Source organism: Streptomyces sp. MGP-P1 (genome assembly GCF_057766565.1).
This window is the reverse complement of record NZ_JBYMEM010000001.1, coordinates 743,462-770,078: the sequence shown is the minus strand read 5'-3', so window position 1 is coordinate 770,078 and position 26,617 is coordinate 743,462. Positions and strand designations below refer to the sequence as shown.

At 73.6% G+C, this 26,617-nt stretch carries 14 protein-coding genes and 1 pseudogene; 13 read left to right on the top strand and 2 right to left on the bottom strand.

Annotated elements, in window-relative coordinates; all coding sequences use genetic code 11:
• Nucleotides 1-41: 41 nt before the first annotated feature.
• The 3 genes and pseudogenes from AC3CH1_RS03485 to AC3CH1_RS03475 all read left to right on the top strand — a co-directional run.
• A pseudogene (locus AC3CH1_RS03485) lies at nucleotides 42-323 on the top strand (sulfatase-like hydrolase/transferase); the annotation flags it as partial.
• Complete coding sequence (locus tag AC3CH1_RS03480) at nucleotides 290-1,195, top strand: sulfatase-like hydrolase/transferase (protein ID WP_488461496.1); 906 nt, start codon at nucleotides 290-292, stop codon at nucleotides 1,193-1,195. The pseudogene AC3CH1_RS03485 and the gene AC3CH1_RS03480, both read left to right, overlap by 34 nt.
• Entirely contained in the window at nucleotides 1,192-2,547 is a 1,356-nt protein-coding gene (locus AC3CH1_RS03475; protein ID WP_488461495.1) for an MFS transporter, read from the top strand. Before AC3CH1_RS03480 ends, AC3CH1_RS03475 begins: the two co-directional genes overlap by 4 nt.
• On the opposite strand, the gene AC3CH1_RS03470 is transcribed toward AC3CH1_RS03475, so the two are convergent.
• Nucleotides 2,455-2,652, bottom strand: a complete 198-nt coding sequence (locus AC3CH1_RS03470) for a hypothetical protein (protein WP_488461494.1) — start codon at nucleotides 2,650-2,652, stop codon at nucleotides 2,455-2,457. The two genes, AC3CH1_RS03475 and AC3CH1_RS03470, sit on opposite strands and share 93 nt — an antisense overlap.
• Before the next feature lie 1,174 nt (nucleotides 2,653-3,826).
• Between AC3CH1_RS03470 and AC3CH1_RS03465 the strand changes: the two genes are divergently transcribed.
• The 6 genes from AC3CH1_RS03465 to AC3CH1_RS03440 are packed head-to-tail and all read left to right on the top strand — an operon-like array spanning nucleotide 3,827 to nucleotide 17,168.
• Nucleotides 3,827-5,503, top strand: a complete 1,677-nt coding sequence (locus tag AC3CH1_RS03465) for a non-ribosomal peptide synthetase (RefSeq protein ID WP_488462135.1) — start codon at nucleotides 3,827-3,829, stop codon at nucleotides 5,501-5,503.
• Nucleotides 5,500-6,777: an FAD-dependent oxidoreductase gene (locus tag AC3CH1_RS03460; RefSeq protein ID WP_488461493.1), complete on the top strand. Its 1,278-nt coding sequence runs from the start codon at nucleotides 5,500-5,502 to the stop codon at nucleotides 6,775-6,777. The genes AC3CH1_RS03465 and AC3CH1_RS03460 overlap by 4 nt, the downstream gene beginning before the upstream one ends.
• Nucleotides 6,771-7,343, top strand: coding sequence for a DUF6875 domain-containing protein (locus AC3CH1_RS03455; RefSeq protein ID WP_488461492.1), 573 nt, complete (start codon nucleotides 6,771-6,773; stop codon nucleotides 7,341-7,343). The genes AC3CH1_RS03460 and AC3CH1_RS03455 overlap by 7 nt, the downstream gene beginning before the upstream one ends.
• The gene (locus AC3CH1_RS03450) at nucleotides 7,340-15,052 is read left to right on the top strand and encodes a non-ribosomal peptide synthetase (protein WP_488461491.1); all 7,713 of its coding nucleotides are present in this window, start codon (nucleotides 7,340-7,342) and stop codon (nucleotides 15,050-15,052) included. The genes AC3CH1_RS03455 and AC3CH1_RS03450 overlap by 4 nt, the downstream gene beginning before the upstream one ends.
• Nucleotides 15,053-15,054: 2 nt before the next feature.
• Entirely contained in the window at nucleotides 15,055-16,029 is a 975-nt protein-coding gene (locus AC3CH1_RS03445) for a methyltransferase (protein WP_488461490.1), read from the top strand.
• Nucleotides 16,026-17,168 carry a cytochrome P450 family protein gene (locus AC3CH1_RS03440; protein ID WP_488461489.1) on the top strand — a complete coding sequence of 381 codons (1,143 nt, stop codon included), beginning with the start codon at nucleotides 16,026-16,028 and terminating at the stop codon, nucleotides 17,166-17,168. The genes AC3CH1_RS03445 and AC3CH1_RS03440 overlap by 4 nt, the downstream gene beginning before the upstream one ends.
• Nucleotides 17,169-17,262: 94 nt before the next feature.
• On the opposite strand, the gene AC3CH1_RS03435 is transcribed toward AC3CH1_RS03440, so the two are convergent.
• Nucleotides 17,263-17,736 (bottom strand): MarR family winged helix-turn-helix transcriptional regulator, encoded by a 474-nt coding sequence (locus AC3CH1_RS03435; protein WP_488461488.1) that lies wholly within the window; start codon nucleotides 17,734-17,736, stop codon nucleotides 17,263-17,265.
• Between the two features lie 269 nt (nucleotides 17,737-18,005).
• On the opposite strand from AC3CH1_RS03435, the gene AC3CH1_RS03430 reads away from it, so the two are divergent.
• From AC3CH1_RS03430 to AC3CH1_RS03415, 4 genes are all read left to right on the top strand, one after another.
• Entirely contained in the window at nucleotides 18,006-19,166 is a 1,161-nt protein-coding gene (locus AC3CH1_RS03430) for an NADP-dependent oxidoreductase (RefSeq protein WP_488461487.1), read from the top strand.
• 94 nt (nucleotides 19,167-19,260) lie between these two features.
• Complete coding sequence (locus AC3CH1_RS03425; RefSeq protein ID WP_488461486.1) at nucleotides 19,261-20,121, top strand: DUF4132 domain-containing protein; 861 nt, start codon at nucleotides 19,261-19,263, stop codon at nucleotides 20,119-20,121.
• A complete protein-coding gene (locus AC3CH1_RS03420) occupies nucleotides 20,118-25,358 on the top strand; it encodes a hypothetical protein (RefSeq protein WP_488461485.1) in 5,241 nt (1,746 codons plus the stop codon). The genes AC3CH1_RS03425 and AC3CH1_RS03420 overlap by 4 nt, the downstream gene beginning before the upstream one ends.
• On the top strand, nucleotides 25,355-26,617 hold the full coding sequence (locus AC3CH1_RS03415; protein ID WP_488461484.1) for an ATP-binding protein: 1,263 nt from the start codon (nucleotides 25,355-25,357) through the stop codon (nucleotides 26,615-26,617). The genes AC3CH1_RS03420 and AC3CH1_RS03415 overlap by 4 nt, the downstream gene beginning before the upstream one ends.

Below are 26,617 nucleotides of genomic sequence, written 5' to 3'. Positions count from 1 at the left end.
CGGGGCCGCTGGAGTCGACAGAGGAATACCGAGGTATCCCGGTGACCACACAGCCGAACATCCTGTTCATCTCCCTGGACACCGTGCGCGCCGACGTGGCCTATTCGGGGAAGTACCCCGGCATCGAGCGGCTGCGCGCGAGCGGGGTCAGCTTCACGCAGGCGATCTCGTCGTGCCCGCTGACGCCGGTCAGCCACGCCACGGTGTTCACCGGGCTCCAGCCGCCGCGCCACGGGGTCAGGCACCTGTTCCGCGAAGCGCTGGACAAGGGGGTACCGACGCTGGCGGAGTGCCTGTCGGCGGCCGGGTACACGACCGGCGCGGTGGTGTCCTGCCCCGGTATGAACCAGTGGTACGGGATGGATCGCGGGTTCGACTTCTACGACGACGAGATCCCGCTGCTGCCGGACGGCCGGGACCCGCTGTCGGTCGGCGACGTGAAGCTGCGCGGGCTGGCGCTCAAGCGCGCGCCGGTGGTGGTCGATCGCGCCACCCGCTGGCTCGGGTCGCTGGACGGCGCCGGCCGTTCTTCCTGTTCGCGCACTTCTTCGACGCGCACTGGCCGTACGAGCCGCCGGAGGACGTCGGCGTCGAGGTGGCCAACCCGTACGAGGGCGAGATCGCCTACACCGACCACTACGTCCAGCTCCTGCTGCGCCGCATCGCCGAGATGGGCCACGACATCGAGTCGATGCTGGTGGTGTGCTTCTCCGATCACGGCGAGGACCTGGCCGGGTGGTACCCCAACGACCACGCCGGCGATCTCGGCCACCCGTACGAGGAGGGCCACGGCTGCCTGCTGTTCGACGCGACCCAGCACGTGCCGCTGGTCATCGCCGGCCCCGGGGTGCCGGTGGGGACGAGCGTGGACAGCCAGGTCCGGCTGGTCGACATCATGCCGACCGTGCTCGACCATCTCGGGCTGGACCCGCTGTCGTCGGACGGCGCCTCGCTGGCCGAGTTCTTCGCGGGCGGCACCGGGGCGTCCCGTGAGGCGTACTCGGAGACCTACTTCCCGCAGGAGCGGGCCGCCGCCTCGGACGAATACCCGGACCTGAAGGCGCTGCACGCGGTGCGGGCGGACGGGCGGAAGGTGATCTGGGAGGCGGACGGACGGCAGGTGTGGGCCTATGACCTCGCCGCCGATCCCGACGAGCTCGGCGGGCGGGTCCTCGTGTCCGATGAGGACGCATGACCCCAGGAGTGACCCCGGCGCCCCGTTCGGTCCGCCGGGTGCTGATCGCGAGCACGATCGGCACCGCCATCGAGTGGTACGACTTCTATCTCTACGCGACGGCGTCCGCGCTGGTGTTCGGCCCGCTGTTCTTCCCCGGCTCGTCGGCCGCCGGCGGTGTGCTCGCGTCGTTCGCCACCTACGCGGCCGGGTTCGTCGCGCGCCCGCTGGGCGGCCTGCTGTTCGGCCACTTCGGCGACCGGGTGGGCCGCAAGTCGATGATGGTGTGGACGTTGCTCGTCATGGGCATCGCCACGTTCGGCGTCGGCCTGCTGCCCACCTATGAGACGGCCGGTGTCCTCGCGCCGGTCCTGTTGGTGACGTTGCGCGTCGCGCAGGGCATCGGCATCGGAGGCGAATGGGGAAGCGCGGTGCTGCTCAGCACCGAACACGGGCCGCCCAAGCGCCGCGGCTTCTTCAGCAGCTGGCCCGCGATGGGCTTCGCGCTGGCGCTGTTCGGCAGCAACCTGACCTTCGTGCTGATCTCCAAGCTGCCCGAGGAGGACTTCCTGACCTGGGGATGGCGGCTGCCGTTCCTGGGGTCGATCGTCCTCGTCGGCATCGGCATCTGGGTCCGGCTGGGGATCGAGGAGACACCGGAGTTCGTGCGTGGCCGGGCGGAGAGCCGCCCCGCCCGGGTGCCGGTGATCATGGTGCTGCGGCGGTGGCCGCGCCGCGTGGTGATCGGCATTCTCGCCTCGCTCGGCACCGGGTCGGTGATCGCGATGTTCACCGTCTTCCTGGTGGCCCACGCGGCGAAGGCCGGACCGGAGGTGCGGTCGACCGTGCTGACCGGGCTGATGATCGCGGCCCTGGGAGAGTGCGTGACACTGCCGGTGTTCGGCGCGCTGTCCGATCGGTTCGGCCGCCGGCCGGTCATGATCTTCGGCTACGCGGTCTCGGTGGCGGCGATGATCCCGGCGGGCGCCTGGCTGTCCTCGGGCGATCCGACACTGGCCGTCCTGGTGCTCGTCCCCGCGCTGACCATCGCGCACGGCGCGATCTACGGGGGCCTGGCGGCGTTCCTGGTGGACCTGTTCCCGACCATGGTGCGGTTCTCCGCGATCGCCGTGACCTACCAGGTGGGCGTCACGGTCTCCAGCTTCTGGCCGCTGGTCGCGGTCGCGATCATCGGCGACTCGTCGTCCCTGCTCCCGGTGGTCGCGCTGTTCGCCGTGGTCCAGCTGGCGGCGGCGATCGCCGTGGCGTGCGCGCCGGACTCACGCGCTGACGCGGACCTGTTCGCGGACCCGGCAGGCGAGTGCCGACCAGTCGGCCGCGCAGTCCAGGGCGAGGTCGGCGACCACCGGTGACCAGCGCTGGGGCACGGCGGCGGCGAGGCTGTCCCACTGCGCGGTGTCGAGGGTGTTGGCGTCGAGCAGCCGCAGGAGCGCGCGGCCGATCTCGGAGAACCGCAACGACGGATCGGTGCGCAGCGAGAGCAGGAACCGGTCCCGTTCGGCGCGAGGCGTGCCGGGGCGCCGGGGCGTCCGGGGGCGCCGTTGTCGCCACCGCCGGTGTGGTTGCCCGATGCCTTGTCCTGCGGTGCGCTGCTTTCCGCGCGGTGTCCGGTGGAAAGGCGATATCGCAGCGGAATAGGATCCTCGCCGCGGCGCATTCTTTCCCGGACGTCCCGGGCGGTGCCGACCGATATTCCGGCGATGCGGGCGATCGCCCGTAACGAAAGATCTGGATTGTTCGAAATCGCCTGACTCGCCATCGTGCGCCCGTGGGAGGCGTCGAGTGGCCGCACTTTCCCGTCGCGGCCGAGGCGGGTGTGCAACTGAGTCATTTCCCCGGTTGTACGCTGCCGGATCGCGGCCACCGTCTTGGTGGACAATCCGGCCGTCGACGCGATCAGGCGGTCCGACAGGTGCGGATGCGACGACAGGATCCGGGAGGCGGCGGCGGTGCGGTCGGCCAGCGTCAGCGGCAACCCCTGGGTCACGTTGGCTCTCACGGCTAGCACGAACGCGTCCTCCTCCGTGCCGTCGACGAACCGCACACCGATGGTGGCCTCCCCGCGCAGCTTGGCCGCACGCAGGCGGTGCACGCCGTCGATCACCTGCATGGTCGGCCGGTGCACGAGGATCGGCGGGAGGTCGTCCGGGCACTGCGCGAGCGCGCTGACATGGTCGGGAAGGGAGCCGGCGACCCGCACGAGAGACGTTTCGGTCACCTGGTCGACCGGTACGAACGTCGGTGCCGTGTCCCTCGATCGCATATCCAGCGATGTCCCGCTCATCCGAACTCCTCCAGATGGGCCAACCCATTTCCGAGCACGACACGGTCACGCTCACGCTCGAAAGCGCGCAACTGATCAGATCTCGGGAAGCGGCTACAAGATACTGGCCAGATCATGGCACCGAACAGACCGGCGAGACAAAGTTTCCCTTAGCAAGTTCTCATAATTGCCCCGGTCGACGCGTCGGGTGAGCGTCGGGGCAAACACCTCGTCGACCTCGTTGACACCGATCCGCTTTATGAGACAGAGTTCCCCCCGTTCTCTCTCATAGATTTCCGTGGGTCACGGAGTGTGAAACGACAGTGGACGCGCGAATAGATACGGTGAATTCCTTGCCGGCCGGGACGATGGTGGGGGCGTTCCGCCGCCAGGTCGCCCGGGCCCCGGAGGCGATCGCGGTCGTCACCGCCGAGGGCACGCTCTCCTACGGCGAGCTCGACGCCCGTGCCTCGGCGGTGGCCGGCGGGTTGCGAGACCGCGGGATCGGGCCGGACGACATCGTCGCCGTCGTGATCCCGCGCGGCGCGGACATGGTAGTGGCCGTCGTCGCCGTGCTCGCCGCGGGAGCCGCGTACCTGCCGGTCGACTCCACCCAACCGCCGGACCGGGTGGCCGCCGTGCTCGCCGACGCCCGCCCCGCCCTGGTGCTGACCCCGGAGGAGCTACGGGTGCTGGAGGCCGTCGAGGCGTCCGCCGCCCCGGTGGCGGAACCCGATCCGTCGTGCGCCGCCTACGTCATCTACACCTCCGGCTCGACCGGGAAACCCAAGGGCGTGGTCGTTCCCCACGCGGGGATCGCTCATCTCGTCGCGGCGCAACGCGAACGCTTCGATGCCCGACCGGGCGCCCGGGTGTTGCAGTACGCGTCGGTCGGCTTCGACGTGGCCGTCGCCGACCTGTGCATGGCGCTGCTCACCGGGGCCACGCTCGTTCTCGCGCCGCCCGAGGGCCTTCCGCCCGGCGAACCGTTCGCCCGGTTCATCGCCGAGCACGGCGTCACCCATGTGTGCATGCCGCCGAGCGCGCTCGCCACCCAGCCGGACCTGGCGCTGGCGCTGCCCTCGGTCGCCTGCCTGATCGTCGCGGGGGAGGCCCCGGGCCCTGACCTCGTCGCCCGGTGGTCCCCCGGCCGACGGATGATCAATGCCTACGGCCCGACCGAGACGACGGCGTGCGCCACCATGAGCGCGCCGCTCACCGCCGGCCCGGTGGTGCCGATGGGAACGGCGATCCCCGGCACCGAACTACGGGTGCTGGACGAGAGGTGCGCCCCGGCCGCCGAGGGCGAGCTGTACATCGGCGGCGCCGGGGTCGCGCGCGGCTACCTCGGCTGCCCCGGCCCGACCGCGCAACGGTTCGTCGCCGACCCGTGGGGGCCGCCCGGGTCGCGCATGTTCCGCACCGGCGACCTGGTCCGCGTGGGGCCCGACGGTGACCTGCTGTTCCTCGGCCGGGCCGACGATCAGGTGAAGATTCGCGGCCACCGGGTCGAACCGGCCGAGGTGGAGGCCGCGCTCGGCGCTCACCCGGCGGTGGCGCGGGCGGCGGTCGTCGCCCGCCCCGGACCGCTCGGCGCCTACCTGGTGGGCTATGTGGTGCCGCGTGGCGCGGGCGTGCCGGACCTCCGCGCGCACCTGGCCGAGCGGCTGCCGGCCCACCTCGTCCCGGACCTGATCGAGGTGGTCGGGCACTTCCCGTTGACCCCCCACGGGAAACTGGACCGGTCTGCGTTCGCGGAGCCCGCGCCGCGGGCGTCGGGCGCGCTCGCCGACGACCTCGCCCGGCTGTTCGCCGAGGTGCTGTCGGTGGATACGCCCGCGCCGGACGACGACTTCTTCGCCCTCGGCGGCACCTCGCTCATGGCCACCGCGCTGGTCAGCCGGATCCGGATCGAACTGGCCGTGGAAGCGTCCGTCGCCACCGTCTTCGACGCCTCCACACCCGCCGAACTCGCCGACGCCCTGTCCGCGACGGCCTCGGCGACCCCGGCGGACCCGGTGGACTCGGCCCGGGGCCGGACATGAACGTCGTCATCGTCGGGGCCGGCATGGCCGGAACGATGCTGGCGATCCGGCTGGCACGCCGCGGCCACCGGGTGGACGTGGTGGAGCGGCGCGGCGACCCACGCGGCACGAACGGCCCGGACGCCGGGTCGATCAGCGTCGGGCTGTCCGAACGCGGGCGGGCGGCGTTGCGCGACATCGGCCTCCTCGAAAAGGCCCTGGGCGCGGCGGTTCCGATGCGCGGGCGGATCGTCCACCACAGCGGCCGGGTCAGCTACCAGCCCTACGGCGCGGACGACACCGAGGTGCTGCACTCGGTCCGCCGCCACGACCTCAACATCACCCTGCTCGACGCCGCCGCATCGGCTCCCCGGGTGCGGCTGTGGTTCGGGCACCGCGTCACCGGCCTGACCGGCACCGAGGTGCGGACCCCCGCCCGGACGTTCTCGGCGGATCTCGTCGTGGGCGCGGACGGCGCGTACTCGACCGTGCGCACGCACCTGCACCGCCGGGTGCGCGCCGAGTTCCACCGGACGCACCTGGACTGGGGCTACCGGGAGTTCACCATCCCGGCCCTCGACCGACCGGAGGCGTTGCACGTGTGGCCCGGCCGGCGGGGACTGGTGGTGGCACACCCCAACCCGGACGGATCGCTGACCGGCACCGTGTTCCTGCCGTTCGACGGCGACACCGGCTTCTCGGGGCTGCGCGATTCGGCGCGGGCCGGGGCGTTCCTGGCCGAGGAGTTCGGCGACCTGACCGATCTGGTGCCGGACCTGGTCACGCAGTTCCTCGCGCACGAGGCGGGCACCCTGGTCTCGGTGCGTACCGCACCGTGGCAGCACGACCGCGTCGTCCTCGTCGGCGACGCCGCGCACGCCGTGTTCCCGTTCTACGGCCAGGGGATGAACGCCGCGTTCGAGGACTGCGCGGTGCTCGACGCGTGTCTCGCCGAGCACGCCCCGGGCGACGCGCTCGCCGCGTTCGAGGCCCGTCGACGCCCGCACACCGACGTGCTCGCTGAACTGTCCGCGCGCAACTTCGTGGAGCTGCGCGACCGGGTGCGGTCACCGGTCTTCCGGGCCCGCAAGCGGATCGACTTCGAGCTCGGCCGCCTGTTACCGGGGTGGCGGACGCTGTACGCGATGATCAGCCACAGCAGCCTCCCGTACGGCGACGCGCTCGCCCGGGCCCGCCGCCAGGACCGCCTCCTCGGCGGACTCACCGGGCTCGCCGGGCTCGGCGGAGTCACGTTGCTCGCCGCGGCGCGGCGGAAGCGGAGCGGGAGATGCTGAGCCACCCGGCGGGTGACGTCGCGCTGTTCGAGCCGGACCACCCGGACCTGCCTGCCGCCGGAGAGGTGGTGCTGGCGTGGGCGCGGTCCTACCTGTGCCGACCGCACCCAGATCTGGGGCGGGGCGGCGACGTCTGCCCGTACACGGCCCTCTCGCTGGAACGGGGCGGGCTCTTCCTCGCCGTACACCCCGGGCGGCCGGACCTGGGGGCGGTGATGGCCGCCTACCGCGACTGGTTCCCCGACCTGCCTCCGCGCGAGGGGCCGGGGGCCAGGTACCGGACGGTCCTGGTGGTGCTGCCGGACGTCACGCCCGGGGAGATCGACCGCACGCAGCGGGAGCTGAAGCCCGGTTTCGTGGAACGCGGCCTGATGATCGGAGAGTTCCACCCGGGTCCACCGTCCGCACCCGGTCTCTGGAACGCGGACTTCCGCCCGATGCGCAGCCCTCTGCCGTTGTTGGCGGTGCGGCACATGGTCTCCGCCGACGCGCCGTTCCTACGGGCCGACCCGGAGCAACTGGCCGCTTACCGAAGCCGGTTCGGGGACAGGGGAGTGCATCGATGACGGTGCCGCTCCCGCCCGGGGCCCGACGGCTGTGGTTCCTGGAGGCGTTCGCCGACGGCGCGCCCCTGCACAACAACCCGGCGGTGTTCCGGTTGACCGGCCCCGTATCGGTGGACGCGCTCCGTCGCGCGGCGGATCTGGTGGTGGCCCGGCACCCGGTGCTGCGCACCACATGCGACGAGGTCGACGGCGAGCCGGTCGGACGGGTGGGCCCGGTGGGCGCCGCGGATGTCGTGGTGCGGACGGTGCCGGCCGCGGACGCCGCGGCGTTCGCGGCGCGGGCCGCACGGGAACCGTTCGACCTGCGCACCGGGCCGTTGTTCCGGATCCGCCTGGGCCGGATCACGCCGACCGACCACATCCTGGTGATAGCCACGCATCACGCGGTCGTCGACGGCAGGTCACTGTCGGTGCTGTGCGAGGAGATCAGCGCCCTGTACGCCGACCCGGCCCGGCCACTTCCGGATCCCGGAGCGCCGCCGGACATCATCGACCACGACCCGTCCCGCCGGGCGTCCGATCTGGACGGTGTGCCGGACCTGCTCACCCTGCCCACCGACCGGCCCCGCCCGAGGATGCGCGCCTTCCGGGGCGAGTTGCGCCGCCACGCCGTCCCCGAGGGTCTCACCGCGCGGGTCGACGCGCTCGCCCGCGCCACCCGCGCCACCCGGTTCGTCGTGCTGCAGGCCGCGTACGCCGCCACGTTGGGCACGACGGCGGGCCAGGACGACGTAGTGGTCGCCACCCTGGTGTCCGGGCGACCGGGCCCGGAGTTCGCCGGCGTCGTCGGCATGTTCGTGAACCCGGTGCCGCTGCGGATGGGGATCGGCGGCGATCCGACGTTCCGTGAGCTGGTGGCCAGGGCCCGCAGCGCGGTAGCGGCGGGGTTGGGCGGCGCGGCAGTCCCGTTCGACCGGATCGTCGAGGCGGTCGGAGCCCCCCGCGACCCGAGCCACGCGCCGCTGTGCCAGGCGCACCTCGTGATGCAGGACCCGCCCGAGGTGGTGCTCCCCGGCGTGCTGGCCGAGCGGATGCCGCCGGACACGGGCACGGCCGACGTCGACCTCACCGTGATGGTGGAGTCCGGCGGCACGGAGATGGCCGTGGTCACCGAGCACGACACGGATCTGTTCGACGGTGCGACGGTCGACGGTGTCGCCGGGCGGCTGCTGACCTTGCTGGACCGCGCGTGCGCCGACCCCGATCGCCGGTTGTCGGCGTTGACGGCGGGCACTTCGGTCGCCGCGTCGGTGGCCGGGCCGACCGGTGCTCCGGCGCCGTCGACCGTGCTGGAGATGATCCGGTTCGACGCGGACGGCCTCGCGGTGGGGGAGTTGTCCTACGCCGAGCTGGAGCGCCGTTCGGCGGCGCTGGCCTCGGTGCTGCGGGCGAAGGGCGCCGGGCCCGAGGTGTGGGTCGCGGTGGACCTGCCGCGCGGCACGGACCTGGTGGTGGCCATCCTCGGGATCTGGCGGGCGGGCGCGGTGTACGTGCCGGTGGAACCGCTGTGGCCCGAGCCGAGGCGCCGGGCCGTGGCCGGGGCCGCCCGCGTGGTGCTGACCGGGATGCCGGACCTGCCGGAGGAGTTCGAGCGCGTCGAACCCGCCATCGCACCCGAGTCACTGGCGTACGTGTTCCACACGTCCGGGTCGACCGGCCGCCCGAAGGCGGTGGGCGTGCCGCACCGGGCGGTGGCCGGGATGCTCGCCCGGTCGACGGCGTTGGTGGGGCTGGCCGCCGGGGACGTGGTGGCGGCCATGACCTCCCCGGCGTTCGACATCTCGGTGTGGGAACTCGTGGCACCGCTGACGGTGGGCGCCCGGGTGGCGCCGATACCGCCGGAGACCGTCGGCGACGGTCCCGCGTTGGCGCGGCGGCTGAGGGCCGAGGCGGTCACGGTCGTCCAGGTCACCCCGTCGGTGTGGGCGGTGCTGGCGGCGGCCGGGGGCGTTCCGGAGTGCGTGCGCATCCGGGTGTCGATCGGGGAGGTGCTGACGCCGGAGCTTGCCGGGTCGCTGGGCGGGGCCGCGCTGTGGAACGCGTACGGCCCGACCGAGACGACGATTTGGTCGACCGCCGAACCGGTGCACGGAGGAAGCCGGTTCGGCATCGGCGACCCGCTCGACGGCGTGGCCGTGCATCTGCTGAACGCGGGCCTGCGACCGGTCGACGACGACGTGGTCGGCGAGGTGTACCTGGGTGGTTTCCCGTTGGCGCGCGGCTATCTCGGCGCACCCGGCCGGTCGGCGACGAGGTTCGTCGCCGACCCGTTCTCACCGGTCCCCGGCGCGCGCATGTACGCGACGGGCGACCTGGCGCGCCGCCGGCCGGACGGTCTCGTGGAGTTCGTCGGGCGGGTGGACGCGCAACTCAAGGTACGGGGTCACCGGGTGGAACCGGCCGAGGTGGAGGCGGCGCTGCGCACGGACCCGGAGGTCGCCGACGCCCGCGTGGCCGGTGACGGCGACCGCCTGGTGGCCTACGTGATCCCGGCCGCGGGGCGTCCCCGCTGGCCGAGGGTGCGGGAGCGGCTGAGCCGTGCCCTCCCCGCCTACCTGGTGCCGTCGGCGATGGTGACCGTGGACGCGTTCCCGTTGACCAGCTCCGGAAAACTGAACGTACGCGCTCTGCCCCCACCGACGGAGGACGTCACCGCCCCTGCCCCCCGGCCGGGCCTGGAGACCACGCTCGCGGAGATCTTCGCGCGCCTGCTGGCTCGCCCGGTCAACCGTGACGACGACTTCTTCCTGTCCGGCGGCCATTCCCTGGCGGCGGCGAAGGCCGTTGCCAGGATCCGGGCGGCGCTAGGCGTGGAGGTGACGATCAGAACCCTGTTCGCCAACCCCACTGTCGCCGCCCTGGGCGCCGCGATCGAGGCAGGCCGGGAGAATCCCGGCATTCCGGACGACTCCGGGTCGGTGCCCGCTTCGCCAGGACGGCTCTCCGGCCCCCAGCACGGACTCTGGATCCTCCACCAGACGGGTCAGGACAACGGGGCCTACGTCGTGCACGCCGCCCTCCGGCTGGAGGGCGCGCTCGACGAGGCGGACCTGCGGGCCAGGTTCGCCCACACCCTGGCCATCCATCCCGCCCTGCGATCGGCGGTCGTCGTCCATGACGACACCCCGCGGCTGAGCGCGGGGCCCTACACGGACGAGCTGTCGGCGCGGGCCTGGCGCACCACCGACCTGAGCGCTCACGCGGACCCGTGGCCGGAGGCCGAACGCCTGGCCGCCCGGGACGCCGACCGCCCCTTCGACCTGACCCGGCGCCCGTTGGTGCGGGCCCACCTGATCAGAACCGCCCCCACGACGCATCTCCTGACGATCACCGCTCACCACATCATCTGCGACGACCCCTCGATGGCGATCCTGCTGACCACCCTGACGACCGCGGATCCGACCTCCCCGCTCCTGCCCGGTGCCACGGATGTCCAGGGGCCGAAGGCCGCGCTCAGCACGGAGACCGACGCACCGGAACTACCGGTCCCCACACCGGCAGCCGTGGGCCCCCGCCAACGAACCACCGCATTCTGGACGGAGACCCTCCGCGACGCCCCACCTGCCTCCGGACCCACCCCGGACCACCCCTACGGCCGGGCCTGGGCCCCCACGCCGGGCGGATCGCCGCCCCCGGAATCCGGCCCGGCCCCGGCTCACCCCCGCCGCGCGGGCGCCGCCCCCGGCGCCACCCACCGGTTCACCGTCCCGGCCGGGCTCGCCCGCCGCTTCGCCACCTGGTGCCGGGACGAGCGGGCCACCACCTACGCCGGTCTCCTCGCCGTCCACGCCATCGTCTCCTCCACCCGGGACGGCGGCGGGGACCTCGTCGTCGGCACCCCGGTCAGCACCCGCCCGGCCGGTTGGGAGGACGTGATCGGCATGTTCGTCACGACCCTCCCGCTCCGGCTCCGCACACACAGCCGGGCCACCCCCCGCGACCTGCTCGCCGACGCCACCGGGGTGGTGGCCGACGCGATGGACCACGCCGACATCTCCCTGGCCGACATCCTCACCACGGTCCCCACCCCCCGGGAGGACCACCCCCTGTTCCGGACGATGCTGGTCCTCAACCGCGAGCAGACCCCCGTCACCTTCACCGGCCTGACCACCACCCCGCTGCCGATCGACCGCGCCACCAGCCGTTTCGACGTCACCCTCCACATCAGGGAGCGCGAGGGCGACTGGCCCGCCCTCATCGACTACCGCACCGACCGGTACGAGGCGGACACGATCACCCGGATCGCCGAGCAGGTGCTGGCGGTCATGGAGGCCGTGGCCCGCCACCCCGGTCTGCCCCTGTCCCACCTGGACCTGTTGTCCCCGGCCGACAACGCCGTCCACACCGCCCTCGGCACCCGGTCCGAGCAGGCCTTGCCCGGTGGACCGCGTGTCCGGTCCACCGGGTCCGATCCGGCGTCGCCCGGTGGACCGGACACGCAGTCCACCGGCCTGGCCGCTCCCGCGCGACCGGCGGCCACGACCGTTGTGGACCTGATCGCGGCCCAGACGGCCCGGACCCCTGACGCCACCGCCGTCCTCGACCTCGCCGCCACCCCCCTCACCTACCGCGACCTGGACCGCAGATCCTCAGCGGTCGCCCGCCACCTGCGCGAGGCCGGCATCCGGAGCGAGGACCCGGTCGCGATCACCATCCCGTCCAGCGCCGACGCGATCATCGCGATCCTCGGCGTGCTGAAGGCGGGCGGATGCTTCGTCCCCATCGACCCCGCCCAGCCGTCCTCCCGCCGACATGCCCTGATCACCGCCAGCGGGGCGAGGACCGTCCTGACCCGCGATGCCCTCCCCACCACCGGCCACCACGAGCCGACGCCCATCCACCGCGACCCGACGCCCATCCCCATCCACCCGTCCCAGCTCGCCTACGTCGTCCACACCTCCGGCTCCACCGGCGAACCCAAGGGCGTCGAGGTACAGCACGACACGCTCCTCAACCTCACCACCGCGTTCATCGCCGAACACGGCCTCACCGCCGCGCACCGCCTCCTCATGGTCCCGCCCCCGCACTTCGACGCCGCGTTCGGCGACATCTTCCCGGTCCTCGCGGCCGGGGCCACCCTGGTCATCCACCCCGACCCGGGCGGCCTCACCGGACCGGACCTTCTCCGGCTCTGCGTCGAGCACCGACTCTCCGCGGTGGACACGGCGGCTCCTCTCTGGCAGAGGTGGGTGGCCGATCTCGCCGGAGAACGCCTCCCGTTGGAGTTCATGATGGTCGGCGGCGACATCGTCCCGGCGGCGACCGTCCGCGCGTGGGCGAAGCACGGCATTCCCCTCCACAACCACTACGGCCCGACGGAAGCCACCGTCTGCGCGACCAGCCACCGCACCGTCGACGGCCGCGAGCACCCCTCCCGACTGCCGATCGGTCGCCCGCTAAGAGACGTCCGCGTCCACCTCCTCGACCGGGCTCTGCGCCGGGTACCCGTCGGCGTGGTCGGTGAGGTCTACATCGGAGGGCGGGCGCCCGCCCGGGGGTACCGGGGAAACCCGGCCGCGACCGCCGCGGCGTTCTTCGCCGACCCGTACGGCGACCGCCCCGGCGCCCGCATGTACCGGACCGGCGACCTTGCGCGGCTGAACCGGCACGGCACGCTCGAGTTCGTCGGCCGGGCCGACGACCAGGTGAAGATCCGCGGCAACCGGGTGGAGCCGGGGGAGGTGGCGGCCGTGCTCGCCGCCCACCCGGCCGTCGCGGAGGCCGTGGTGGTGGCCCGGGGGGACCGCCTCATCGGCTACGTCGGCGTCCCGGTCTCGATGGCGCCGAGCGCGGGCGTTTCGGGTGCGGCCTCGACGGCACTGACCGGGAGCGCTTCGGGTTCGGTCTCGGGGGCGCCGAGCGCGGGCGTTTCGGGTTCGGTCTCGACGGCACTGACCGGGAGCGCTTCGGGTTCGGTCTCGGGGGCGCCGAGCGCGGGTGTTTCCGGTCCGGGCTCGACCGCACTGACCGGGAGCGCTTCGGGTTCGGTCTCGGGGGCGCCGAGCGCGGGTGTTTCCGGTCCGGGCTCGACCGCACTGACCGGGAGCGCTTTGGGTTCGGTCTCAGCGGCGCCGAGCCAGGGCGTTTCCGGTCCCGCCTCGACCGCACCCACCGGGAACACTCCCGCCCCGCCCCCCCTAGACTCGCGGGTCGCCGTCCCGGACGTCCCCGGTCTGCGCGCCTTCTGCGCCGACCGCCTGCCCGCGCATCTCGTGCCGGACACCGTGGTCGTCCTCGACGCCCTCCCCACCACCAGCACCGGCAAGGTCGACAGAACAGCCCTCCCCGAGCCATCCACCATCACCCCCTCCGTCCCGGCGGATCCGCCCCGGACCGCCACCGAGCGAGCCGTCGCCACCATCTGGGCCACCGTTCTCGACCGGTCCGACGTGGACCGCACCGCGGATTTCTTCGCCATCGGCGGGCACTCGCTCATCGCCGCCCACGTCCTCGCCGCCGTCCGCGACCGCCTCGGCGTCACGGTGCCGATGCGCACCCTGTTCACCGCCCCCACCGTGGCGGCGTTCGCGGCGGCCATCGACGACGGCGCTCCGCCGGACCTGCCCACGGTCGACCGGTTGCGTGCCGACGCCGTCCCCCCACCCGAGATCCGTCTGCGTACCGACCCTCCCCCCGGGATCCGTCTGCGTACTGTCCACGCACCCGGCATCCCCTCGGCCGGCACACCGCGCCGGATCCTCCTCACCGGCGCCACCGGCTTTCTCGGCCGCCACCTCCTCCACCAGCTCCTGGCCCGGACCGACGCCAAGGTCCACTGCCTCGTCCGCCAGGGATCGATCGACCGGCTGCCGGTCACCGACCGCGTGATCCCGGTCCCCGGCGACCTGTCCGCACCTGGCCTCGGCCTGTCCACGGAGGATCACGACACCCTCACGACCGTGGACGCGATCTACCACAACGCCGCCGTCCCGCACTTCGCCGCGTCCTACGACGCGCTCAAATCCGCCCACGTCGATGCCACCGCGGCGATCCTGCGCCTGGCCTGCGCCGGCGGCGCCCCGCTGCACCTGATCTCCACCCTCGGCGTCTTCCTCGGTGACGCCCACGACGGCCGCGTCGTCACCGAGGCCGACGCTCCCACCGACCCGAGCGGCCTCACCAGCGGCTACGACCTCAGCAAATGGGTGGCCGACGCCATGGCCGTCGCCGCCCGCGGCCACGGTCTGCCCGTCTCGATCCACCGCATCGCGGCCATCGTCGGCGACACCACCACCGGCGCCGCCGACCCGCGCTCCGCGTTCAGCCGCTGGCTCACCGGATGCGTCGCCGCCGGCGCGGTCCCGGACACCGCCGAGGTGCTGGACATGGTGCCCGTGGACACGGTGGCCGCGGCGATCGTCGCGCTCTCACAGGCCCCGAACCTCATGGGCCGGGACCACCACTACCACGGCGACGGCGGCCTCACCCGTGCCGCCCTCGCCGCCGCCCTCACCTCGGCCGGTCACCCGGCCGAGGTGGTGCCGTACCACCGATGGCGGGAACGGATGCTCGCCGACCCGGCCGGGCCCTTCGCCCCGCTCGCCTTCTCCCTCCCCGAACGCCCCCGACCGCACCCGCGGTTCGACTGCTCCCGCACCTGGGCCGCCGCGGCCGGGGCGGGGGTGGGGTTCCCCCCGGCCGACGAGCGAATGCTGCGCAGGCACCTGGACTTCCTCACCCGTGCCGGCGCGCTTTCCGGAAGTGGATGATCATGCCCTTGTCCGAAGAATCCCCTGGTGTCCCGGCTCCGGTACTGGACCGGCTCGGCGCGGCCGGGTACCGGGCCATGATCGCCGGCGTCCGGCTCGGGGTGTTCACCGCGCTGGAAGCCGGCCCGCTGTCCGTGGGGAAGCTGGCCACCACGATCGGCGGTGACCCGGCCGGGGTGCGCAGCCTGGTGAACGTCCTGGTGACCTTCGGCTACCTGCGGCACGACGAGTACGGGGTCACGACCGCCGCGAAGCCCGGCCCGGTCGACGCCGAACTGTTCTGGCACGAGGTCCTGTTCGAGCACTGGGCCGACATCGAGGAGACCATCCGTACCGGCACGCCCCGCCGCGGCTTCTACAGCTGGCTGGAGCGCCCCGCCTCCGGGGCCCGCCTGCGCCGGATGCTCGCCGGCGCCGCCGTGGAGCTGGCCGATGACATCGCCGCCGCGCTGCCTCCCGCGGCGACCGTCCTGGACATCGGGGGCGGCCACGGCGACCATGCCGTCGAACTGTGCCGCCGTCGCCCGGACGTGCGGGTCACCGTCTTCGATCGGCCCGAGACGATCACGGCCCTCCGCGAGGACGCCCCGCCGGACCGGGTGACGGCGCGGGCGGGCGACTACCTCACCGACGACCTGGGCTCCGGGCACGACCTGGTGCTGCTGTTCAACGTCCTGCACGGCCACCGCCCCGAGGAGTGCCGCGAGCTGTTCCGGCGCGCGGCGAGATCGCTGTCCCCCACCGGAAGCATCGCCATCCTCGACCACGACCGGGAACCACCGGCCGAACTGGGACCGGCCGCGGGCGGGTACCTCGCCATGTTCGACCTGACCCTGTGGCAGGGCCACGCCGGCGGCGTGCACCGCTACACCGACCTCGCGGCATGGCTCGGCGAGGCCGGGCTCACCGAGACGCGGGTCGTGCCGCTCACCGCGTCCCCGCTGGAGAAGCTGCTGATCGCCGGCCGGCCGTCGTGACGGCCGACCCGTACCCGGGCTACGCCTGGTTGCGCGAGCACGAACCGGTCTGCCCCGTCGGCGGCCCGCACGTACCGGGCCGGATGTGGCTGGTGACGCGGTACGACGACGTCCGCGCCTGCCTGGCGGACCGCCGCCTGGGCAGCCGCGCCCCGGTCAACCCCGACCCGCACCCGCCCGGTCTGTCCCATCTCGACGATTCCGGACACGCCAGGCTGCGCCGACTCGTCGCCGCGGCGTTCACCCCCGCCGCCGTGTCCCGCCTGCGCGATCGCACCGCCCGGACCTGCGCGCGCGCCGTCGAGTCGTTCGCCGGGCGGGGGCACGCGGACCTCGTCGCCGAGTACACCCGAGAGGTCCCGGTCGCCGTCATGCACGACCTGCTCGGCGTCCCGGAGGCCGAGCGCGCGCCCGCCGCCGACGTGCTGGACCTGTGGTACCGCGCGAAGTTCCAGCAGCCGCGCGACGAGGTGAGGCTGGCCGAGTTGCTGGGTTACGTCCGGAAGCTGGTGGCCTACAAACGATCGCACCCGGGGGACGACCTGCCGACGCGGTTGATCGAGTCGGGCGCGCTGACCGGGGACGAGCTGGAGGTGATGGTCATGACGTTGATCGGCGCCGGTCACATCACCACGATCCAGTTCCTCGGAACCACCGTCCTGCGCCTGCTCGGTCACCCCGGCCGGCGAGCCGCCCTGCTCGGCGGAGACGTCGACTGGTCCCGGGCGGTCAACGAGCTGCTGCGCCTGGACTCGCCGTCGCACGTGGCGGAGTACCGGTACGCGGGCGAGGACCTGACGATCGCGGACACCCGCGTGGCAGAGGGCGACGTAGTGCTCCTGTCGCTGGCGGCGGCGAACCGCGACCCGAACCGGTTCCCCGACCCCGGCGCCCTGGACCTCACCCGTGACGCCCGCCCGCACCTGGCGTTCGGCCACGGCGCGCACACCTGCCTGGGCAGCCATCTGGTGAAGCTGGAGACGGAGATCGCGATCACCACGTTGTTCGGCCGCCTGCCCGACCTGACCCTGGACATCCCGGCCGGCGAGGTCGCATGGGGCTACGCCCCGACGTTCCGCGGCCCCCAGGCCCTCCCGGTCACCTTCACCCCCTCCGGGTCACCTTCACCCCCTTCGTGAGCCGGCTATACCGCCTCCGCTGAGACGCCTTCTTCGGCGAGAAGGAGCGTGCTGCACGGGCCGGCGGGCACCCGTGCGGGCGCGGCCCTGGTGCTCAGCCTCCTTCGAGCTCCCGGCGCACGGTGGCGGCGATGCGGGTCAGCGCGGTTTCGAGGTGGCGGCGCTGGGCGGCACTGAGCGGATCGAACACGAGTCGCTTCACCTGCGCGACGTGTTCCGGTGCGCTCTCGACGAGCTTCTGCCGTCCGGCGTCGGTCAGGGAGGCGAGGGTGTATCGGCCGTCGCCGGGGTCGGTCCGGCGGATGACCCAGTCGCGGGCCTCGAACCGGTCCATCACCTTCGACAGCCGGGGCTGGGTGCTGTCGCAGAGCCGGGCCAGTTCGCTGAGTCGCATCGTGGCCTCGTCGGCCATGGAGAGCTGGGCCAGGACGCCGTACTCGAAGTTGGAGATACCGGCGTCTCGCTGCAGTTGACGGTCGAGGGCCGCCGGGAGGGCGATGACGACCGTGAGGAGCGCCTGCCAGAGGTCCTGCTGGCCGTCGTCGAGCCAGGGTGACTGAGTGTCCATGCTTCTCATCCTACTTGCCCAGGCAAGTTCTATCACTTGCCTGGACAACCCTTCGTGAGCTACTTTCTGACTTGCCCAGGAAAGTGAAAGTAATTTCCTGGGCAAGTGAGGGAGTTCATTTTCGCTTCGATGGAGGCCGCGGCGAGCAGCCCGGCCGACGTCCGGTCCTGCGACCGTCGCCGGCCCCCGAGTGCCCCGAAACGCCGCACCGTCCCGCCGACCACCCCATTCTCGGGCGGCGGCGTCAACACACCCTGGAGGAAAGTGCCATGAAGGCCATACGTTTCCACGAGTTCGGCAGCAGCGAGGTCCTGCGCCACGAGGACGTCGAGCGTCCGGCCCCCGGCGCCGGTCAGGTGCTGGTGCGGGTTGCGGCCACGTCGTTCAACCCGGTCGACGACCACATCCGCGCCGGATTCCTGGCCGAGATGATCCCGATAATCTTCCCGTACGTTCCGGGGATCGACCTGGCGGGCACCGTCGCCGAACTCGGTGCGGACGTGAGGGGCCCGAAGGTCGGCGACCGCGTCGTGGCGATGCTGCCCCTCGACTCCGCCGGTGGCGCCGCCGAGTACGTGCTCGTCCGGGCCGACTCACTCGCCCCGGCGCCCCGGACGACCGAGCTGGTCGACGCCGCGGCGCTTCCGTTGACCGGGCTGGCGGCCTGGCAGACGCTGTTCGAGCTCGCCGAGCTGAAGTCCGGTCAGACCGTCCTGGTCAATGGAGCGGGAGGCGCGGTCGGCAGTCTCGTGGTGCAGCTCGCCGTCGACGCGGGGGCGCACGTGACGGCGGTTGACGCACCGCGGCACGCCGACCGCCTTCGGGGCTACGGCGCCGACCGGGTCACGGGCCCCCTCGACCTCGCCGCCGGGCCGGGCGCAGTGGGCGGCCCGTTCCAGGTCGTGGTGAACCACGTTCGTGTCTCGCCGGAGGAGCTGGCGCAGTTGACGAGCTACGTCGCCGACGGCGGGGTGGCCGCCAGTACGGCCGGTCCGGTCCCGGAAGACCCCGCCCGGGGCGTGCGCAGCGCGAGCCTGTGGGTCCGCAGCGACGGAGCCCAGCTGACCGAGCTGGTCGCCAAGGTCGACGCCGGCAAGCTCCGGGTCCACGTCGCCGCCCACCGCCCGGTGGCCGAACTGGCCGCCGTCCATGAGGACGCCGGCGCGGACGACTGCCCGGCAAGACGGTCGTACTCGCTCCCTGACGCACCGAGCGGGTCGCACGCAGTTCGCTGTCCGCTGTCCGCAGTTCGCAGTTCGCAGTTCGCTCGCGCCGCTGTCGCCGCTCTCGCCGGACGTTCCGCCCGTTGCTCCGGCGGGTCCCTCGACGCGGAGGGCCGGACCTTGGCGTTACGCGGGCGCTCCTTCCGGGGCGCCCGCCGCAGGACGCTGGTGAGGGGGCCCGAACCCGTTGTCACTGGGGCCGCCTAGAGTCTCTCCCACTCGTCACGGTGCGTTGCCGTCGACGGGTCTCATCAGCGTGCCACCGGTTCGGCGGCCGTTCGGAAACAGGGGAGAACTGCGCATGGGGTGGGTGTCGGCAGGCGATTACGAAGTCGCTCTGGAGGCGGGCAAGGTGGTCTGCCGCAACGGGAAGGGGCGGCGGCTGAAGTCCGTTCCGGCCAAGTTGAAGGACGATCCGGCGGTCGTGGGTCTCCGACAGTTGACCGAGTGGATGGAGCGGCACGAACGCCGGTGCCTGACCGACGTCGAGCAGTGGATGGTGCGCTCGCTGCCCGTTCCCACAACCGTGCTCGCCAGGGTCTGGCCCGACCCGGCCTGGCAGGCGGCCCTGCGGGACGTGGTGGTCACCGGCGCGGACGGCGGGGTCGCCGGATTCCTGCGCGACGTCGATCCCGAGCGCGGTCTCGGCCTCGTCGACCTGGACGGCGACACGGTCCGCATCACCCCGGACGTGGTCAGCGTGCCCCACCCCGTGCTCCTCGACGACCTCGACGAACTGCGGGAGTTCGCGGTCGAGCTGGGAGTGCGCCAGAACGTGGAGCAGCTGTTCCGCGAGGTGTGGCGCCGCCCGCCGGGCCTCGCCCCGGAGACCACCTCCGTGGACACGTACGCCGGCGGCGTGTTCAAGGAACTGCGCTTCCTGCACGGCCGCGTCACCCAGCTCGGGTACCGGTCACGCGGGGGATACGCGGTCTGCCCGGTGGTCGAGGACGGCGCCACCGCCGAGGCACGCATCTGGATCGGCGAACACGACGGATACGACGCGTACGACACCGAGACGGGCCCCCTGGGCTGGACCGACCCCGCGGGGCGCGCGCTGACGGCGGCCGAGATCGGCCCCGTGGCGTGGTCGGAGGGCATGCGGATGGCGGCGGCGCTCTACGCCGGCCGCGACGTCGAGGACGAGGAGCGGGCGGCATGAGCATCACGACGACGAGCACGGACGCGAACACGCCGGCAGCGGACGCGAACACGACGGCAGTGCACGCGAACACGACGGCAATGGACGCGGCGTCCCTTCCCGGCCAGGCCCGGGGCGAGAGCCCCGCCGACCCCGCCGCCCGGGCCCGCGCGACAGCCCTGCTGGACGCCGGCGCGATCCTCCCGGCCGGCACCACCGACCGGGACGACGCCGACGCGCTGACCGCCCGCACCTACACGCACACCGCCCTCGGCGACCGCCCCGTGGTCCGCCTCGTGCCCGGCACCCTCGGCGAAGCCGAGGACCTGGCCCTGGAGTTCCTCGGCCTGGCCCGGACCGTCGACGCCCCGGTCGTGGGTCAGGTGCGCCGCGAGACGCTGGGCTTCCCCGCCTGGGCGCTGGTCAACGACCCGGCCAACGGGCACCACGCCCTGGCCCTGGTCAAGGACATCGAGCGGCTGGGCCGGCAGGCCAAGGGCCGTGCCGGAGCGGCCAAGGAAGGCTTCGACGCACTCGGCACCCGACTCGGCCGGGCCGTGCCCCACTTCCTTCCCACCTACTACGAGCAGGTGGCACGCCTCTTCCTCCAGGCCGAGAACACCAGCTACGCCGCCTCCTTCTTCGGCAAGGCCCGTGAGGCCGAGCGGGTGCACGGGCTCGTCGTGGACGAGGAGCGGCAGCGCGCCGTCTTCCTGGAGTTCGCCCTCGTCGGCGCGCTGACCGTCAAGGCGCTCCGGCAGTACGTACGGGACTTGGTGGCCCGGCTCGCACCGGCGGACGCCTGGGCGCAGTTCCGCCGTCTGCTCGTCGAGCGCTGTGCGGCCGGCATGCCGCCGTACGCGGCGCTCCCACAGGACGTGCGCGCGCTGGTCAAGGCCGCCGGGCTGGACCGCGAGGCCGCCGAACGCGAACTGGTGGCCGATCTGATCGGCTCGCCGGGAGTCGTCCGCGCCCCCGCCTCGTTCTGGGAGACCTACCGCTCCTCACTCATCGACCTCGCCCGACGGGACGCGTCCGTGCAGGCCCGTCTCCTGGGCTTCTTCCCGGAGACCTTCGGCGAGAGCGGCCGGGACGCCGACGGCGAACCGGGCTGGCTCGCCCTGCTGGCCGAGTCCGGCGCCGATGAGCTGCTGACCGCCCTTCCGGCCCCCTCCGGCGCCCCGGCGTCCGACTCCGCCGCCCTCTCCACCCCGACCGTCTCCCCGGCGGACTGGCTCGCCCGCTGGGAAGCACACCGCGGGCGCAGTCGGGTCACCTCGGGCCGCTGCCCGGGGACCCTCGATCTGACCGCCCGGATGGCGGACCGGCTGCGCGCCGACGGGCACCCCGTCGAACTGTTCCAGGGCCGCTGGCAGCGCACCGCCGACCTGGACCTTCTCGACCTCTGCCTGGCCTCCGGCATCCCCGTCGCCGAGCCGGACGACCAGGACGCGGGGACCGCGCGGTCCCTCGGATTCGAGATCGGCCCGTGGCTCACCGACACCACGCCCGGCGCGCGTGATCTCACCGCCGTCGCCGGACGCCCCTTCTTCCGCGCCCTGCTGAGCCGGAACGTCGGGAATCTGGGCGATGGACACCGCCAGCGACTGAGCGACGCCGGCCTGGCGAAGGTCGCGGCCCACCCGGTGCTCTCCGTCATCCTGAGGGAGTGGCTGACGGCCCGCGCCGAGGAGTACACGGCCGCACGAGGACTCCCCGGGCTGCGCACCGCCCTCAACAGGCTCTCCTCGTTCCGGTCCGTTGTCGAGGGCGTCGCCCCGGACGCCGTACGGCTCATCGAGAGCCACGACGTCGTACCGTTGCTCGCCGCCACCCTGCGCACCGGCGTACTCGACGAACTGGGCTGGCCCGCGCTCGACGAGACCTACGCCGAACTGGCCGCCGAGGCCGCGGCCGCCGGGCGTCGGCAACACAACCGGCGGGAGACCGCCGGCGTCACTGGCGCCTGGCCCGCACTGATCCTGAACACCCTCGAACGGGCCGTCGTCGTCGGCCCGGAAGGCGTCCTGCTGCGGCACACGCTGCGGCTGCCCGCCACCCTCGACCACTGGCGGACGATCGCCCTGCGGTACGTCGACGGGGAGTTGTTGGTCATCTGGTGGGAGGACGGCAAGCAGCGCGGCTACTGGTCGCACCGCCCCGCCGAGGTCTTCACCGTCGGCGGGGAGCAACTCCCCCGCTGGGGCGGCTCCGGCCCCTCGGACGAGGTCTGCCTGCCGCTGCCCGGCGGCGGCCGCGCCACGGGCGGCAAGGCCCTGCACGCGGGCGACACCTCCCTCCCGCCCCAGCGCGCCGTCATCTCCGACGGCGCCGGCCACTGGCGCGAGGGCCACCAGGGCACCCAGCGGGTGTGGCTGGAGTACGACCCGGCCGGCGGCACGCACGGTCGCGCGTCCCTCCCCGCCTTCCTCCGCTCCGGGGTGCGCGACGGCACTCGGCTGCTCGCCGAGCACTGCCAGGTGCTGCCCCTCCAGCCCGGCCTGGAGACCACCCCGTTCGGCACGGACGGCACGGTCCTCGGCCGCTGGGTCCGCCGCACGGTCACCGAGACCGGCACGGCCGCCCCCGCCGACGGGCATCGCATCGTCGCCGGCACCCCCGACGGCCACACGGTCACCCTGCCGCACCCGCTGCCCGGCGGCGGCTCCCCGGTGCCGCTCGGCGCCCTCGCACTGCCCGGCGGTTCACGGCTGATCGCGGCCCTGAACCACCGCTCCGTGGAAGCGCACCCGGCGGACACGGACGGCACCGGTGGCCGCCTGTGGTCCGTCACCACCGACTCCTCCGGCGGGAACGACGCGGCGGGCACCCCCTATGTGCCTCCCGTCTCCTACTGGCACGCCCTGCGCCCGAGGGACGAGCGGGGCTCCCTGGCCCTGCGGAACCTGACGGACGCCCGGGCGGAGGAGCTGTTCAACGAGGTCGCCACCGCGGTCGCCCGGCACCTGGAGGCGTTCCGGGCCGTCGAGGAGTACACCGGGCCCTCCTCGCGGGAGCTGACCGAGGAGGCCGCCGCCCGGGTGCTGCCCGAGGTGTCCGACGCCCGGCTCCTTGCCGGCGTCACCGCGCTCGTCCGGAACGCGGTGGACCAGGCTGTCGCCGCCGCCCGGTACGTGGAACCCCCGGAGCCCGTGGAGCCGGCCACCCCCCGGAACACCGCGCGCACCAAGGGCATGTTCTTCGACCACGAGCCCGAGCACGGCGACGACGCGACACTGCGGGACGCCTCCGCCTGGGGCTCCGAGCGGATGCACGGCAGCTGGTGGGGAGGCGGGAAGCGGTGGACCGTGATCCGCCAGATCCTCGCCGTCAACCATGTTCTCGGCGGCGAGCCGGCGTTCGGCCCGCCCACCCCGTCGAAGGTCCCGTTCACCCCTGTGGACGGCTGGCAGCGGGACGAGTACACCGTGCCGGGAGACTCCCTCACCTGGCTCTCCCTCCTCGACAAGCTGCCCGAACTGGCCTACCGGGCCGCCTCGGAGACCACCTCCGCCGAGCACCGCACCGGGCTCCTCGTGCTGCTGGAAGCCCTCGCCGCGGGCCCGCTGGCCGACCCGGCGGGCACGGTCCGGCAGGTGGAGCTCGTCGAACCGCTCGGCGGAGCGACGCCCGTGCGAGGGCGCCCCGAGGCCGTGCACCGCCTCGGCCAGGTGCTGCGCAAGGGCGCCCGCACGGTCGTCGTCCTCGCCGAGCGCGGCCGGAACACCCGGGACGACGCGGCCTGCTGGCTCGCCCTGGACCACGACCCGACCGGCGCATTCGGCCCCGTCCCCGGCTTCACCCTGGACCGCGAGCGCGTTCACCGGGGAGGCATCGCCCGCGACCGGCTCACCCGGCTCACCGCCCTGGTACGGGAGCGGGGCCCGGCGGCCTGGCGCCCCGAGGCCGCCGAGGCGTTCCACACGGCCACCGGAATCGGCCCCCTCCAGTCCGCCGCGCTGCTGTCGGCGGCCGTCCAGGAGCCCGGCGTCGAGGCGCTCGCGCTGCTCGGCGCGAAGACCCGTGCCTTCGAGGAAGCCGCGGCACGGCTGGACGCCCTGCCGCGCGACGACCGGCACGCCCTGCTCCGGGCGCTGCTGCCCGAGGACCCGGCCGAGCTGTGGTCCACCGGCCCCGACGTCCGGGCCGCCACCGAGGTCTGGCAGGAGCGCCTGGCCTCCCTCGTCCGCGTCCCCGAGGAGCTGGACCTCGACCTCTCGGGCACCACCCCGGGCGCCGTCGACCTGATCCTCAACGCGGCCTCCCGGACCTGGCTCGCCCACGGCACCGCAGTCCAGGACGGCACCGGCCGCCCGGGCCCGCGCGTGACGGGCGCACGCGGCACGGTCTCCTCCGCCCTGACCGCCCTGCACACCCTCGCCTACACGCTGCCGTACGGGCACCCCCTGCGGGCGCACCTGCCCGTCGGGCTCGCGACCCTGCGCGGCCGCCTCGCCGACCCGGACCTGGTGCTGGACCTCGGTCTGCACTGGACCGAGTCGGGAGGCTCGATCGGCGCCGCGGTCCGCGCCGCCCACGGGCTCCCCGAGTCCGGCGGCGCCGACGCCGACGGACTGGTCCGGGCCGGCACGGCGCTGCTCCTCGCCCCCGGTTACGGCGACAACGAGAAACTGCTGATTCGCCCGGCCGGCCTGGCCGGCCCCGACGACCCGGCGTTCGGCCTCGTCGAGGGCACCGTCAGCAGTCACGGCACCGGCGATCTGCTCGCCCTGCGCGCACTGCTGGGTGAGGAGACCGACCTGCTGGCCTCGGCGGGCGCCCCCGACGGATCCCCGCACCACCCGGCCCAGGATCCGACGCGTGCGGTGCCGGAGCTGGTGGTCGAGGCGGCGGACGCCCTCGACCTGAGCGCGGACACCGCCGCCCTCTACCTGATGCTGCTCGCCCTGCCCGACCCCACGGACCGCAACTGCGTCCGCTGGACCGAGTGGAAGCCCGCACGGATCAAGAAGGCCCGTGCGGAACTCGCCGCCACCGACCTCGTCGTGGAGGCGAAGCGCTCCCGCGCCGGCCGCACCCTGTTCCTCCCCTGCGGCTGGCTGGAACGCGGAGCCCCCGGACTGCCGCTGGAGACCTGGAAGGAACGCCTGTACCCGGTGGCCGGGTCCACCCGGACCCTGCCCCACCTCCCCGTGCCCGCGTTGTACGCGGCCGCCTGGACACGGGTCCGCGACGGCGACGCACCCGCCTTCGAAGAACTGGACACCCGCGCAAGCCGGAAGGGCCGCCGTCGATGACGAACGACACCACGACCACCACGCCCATCCCGGAAAGCAGCACCACCGACAGCGCTACGGCCGACAGCACCACCACGGGCGGGATCCCGGGCCGGGCGGCGGCGCCCGGCCGGGCGCACCGCCAGATCACGCTCCCCGAGGACCGGTACGCCACCGAGCTGGCCTTCCTCGCCGCCCACGACCCCGGCCCCAGGCCGCCCGGCTGGCTGCTCACCCCGCGCGCCGTCGTCACCTTCGTGACGGGCAGCGCGGGCGAGCCACTGGGCCTGCCGAAGGGCGCCGCCCCCGGTGCCGGGGTGCCGCGCCGCCTGGTGATCGAGCAGAAGTTCGTCGGCGAACGCGCCCTGGTCGAACGGTGCGTGGTCACCCTCGCCGGGGAGCGCGGGCTCCTCCTCGTGGGCGAACCCGGCACCGCCAAGTCCATGCTCTCCGAACTGCTGTCGGCAGCCGTCTGCGGGACCAGCGCCCTCACCGTGCAGGGGACCGCGGGCACCACCGAGGACCAGCTCAAGTACGGCTGGAACTACGCGCTGCTGCTCGCCCAGGGCCCCACCGAGCAGGCCCTGGTGCCCTCCCCGGTCCTCACCGCCATGACCCGGGGGGCCGTCGCCCGCGTCGAGGAGGTCACCCGCTGCCTGCCGGAGGTCCAGGACGCTCTTGTCTCGCTGCTCTCCGAGCGGCGGATCGCGGTCCCCGAACTCGCGGGAAGCGAGGGCGCCCAGATGCACGCGGCTCCCGGGTTCACGCTCATCGCCACCGCCAACCTGCGGGACAAGGGCGTCTCGGAGATGTCCGCCGCGCTGAAGCGTCGCTTCAACTTCGAGACCGTGGGCCCCATCGGGGACGTGGATGCCGAGACCGCGCTCGTACGGCGCCAGTCGCGGGCAGCCGTCGAACGCGTGGGCGCCGCCTACCAGGTGGACGACGCGGTCCTCGAAGCCCTGGTCACCGCCTTCCGGGACCTGCGCGACGGCCGCTCCGTGGAGGGCTGGGAGGTGGAGCGCCCCTCCACGGTGATGAGCACGGCGGAGGCCGTGTCCGTCGCGGGCTCCCTCGGCCTGGCCGCCGCCTACTTCCCCGGCGATCGGGACGTGCTCTCCCTCCTGCCCGGCCATCTGCTCGGCGTCGTCCGCAAGGACGACCCCGCCGACGCGGCACGGCTCCTGGGGTACTGGGACGGCCCGGTGCGCAGGCGCGCCGAGCAGGGGTCGGCCACCTGGCGTGCCTTGTGGGACCTGCGCGCGGTGCTGGAGAACTGA

Excerpts from the sequence above, each read along its gene's own strand:
- AC3CH1_RS03475 (WP_488461495.1), top strand. The coding sequence starts at position 1,192 with ATGACCCCAGGAGTGACCCCGGCGCCCCGTTCGGTCCGCCGGGTGCTG.
- AC3CH1_RS03465 (WP_488462135.1), top strand. The coding sequence starts at position 3,827 with ATGGTGGGGGCGTTCCGCCGCCAGGTCGCCCGGGCCCCGGAGGCGATC.
- AC3CH1_RS03460 (WP_488461493.1), top strand. The coding sequence starts at position 5,500 with ATGAACGTCGTCATCGTCGGGGCCGGCATGGCCGGAACGATGCTGGCG.
- AC3CH1_RS03455 (WP_488461492.1), top strand. The coding sequence starts at position 6,771 with ATGCTGAGCCACCCGGCGGGTGACGTCGCGCTGTTCGAGCCGGACCAC.
- AC3CH1_RS03450 (WP_488461491.1), top strand. The coding sequence starts at position 7,340 with ATGACGGTGCCGCTCCCGCCCGGGGCCCGACGGCTGTGGTTCCTGGAG.
- AC3CH1_RS03445 (WP_488461490.1), top strand. The coding sequence starts at position 15,055 with ATGCCCTTGTCCGAAGAATCCCCTGGTGTCCCGGCTCCGGTACTGGAC.
- AC3CH1_RS03435 (WP_488461488.1), bottom strand. The coding sequence starts at position 17,736 with ATGGACACTCAGTCACCCTGGCTCGACGACGGCCAGCAGGACCTCTGG.
- AC3CH1_RS03430 (WP_488461487.1), top strand. The coding sequence starts at position 18,006 with ATGAAGGCCATACGTTTCCACGAGTTCGGCAGCAGCGAGGTCCTGCGC.
- AC3CH1_RS03425 (WP_488461486.1), top strand. The coding sequence starts at position 19,261 with ATGGGGTGGGTGTCGGCAGGCGATTACGAAGTCGCTCTGGAGGCGGGC.
- AC3CH1_RS03420 (WP_488461485.1), top strand. The coding sequence starts at position 20,118 with ATGAGCATCACGACGACGAGCACGGACGCGAACACGCCGGCAGCGGAC.
- AC3CH1_RS03415 (WP_488461484.1), top strand. The coding sequence starts at position 25,355 with ATGACGAACGACACCACGACCACCACGCCCATCCCGGAAAGCAGCACC.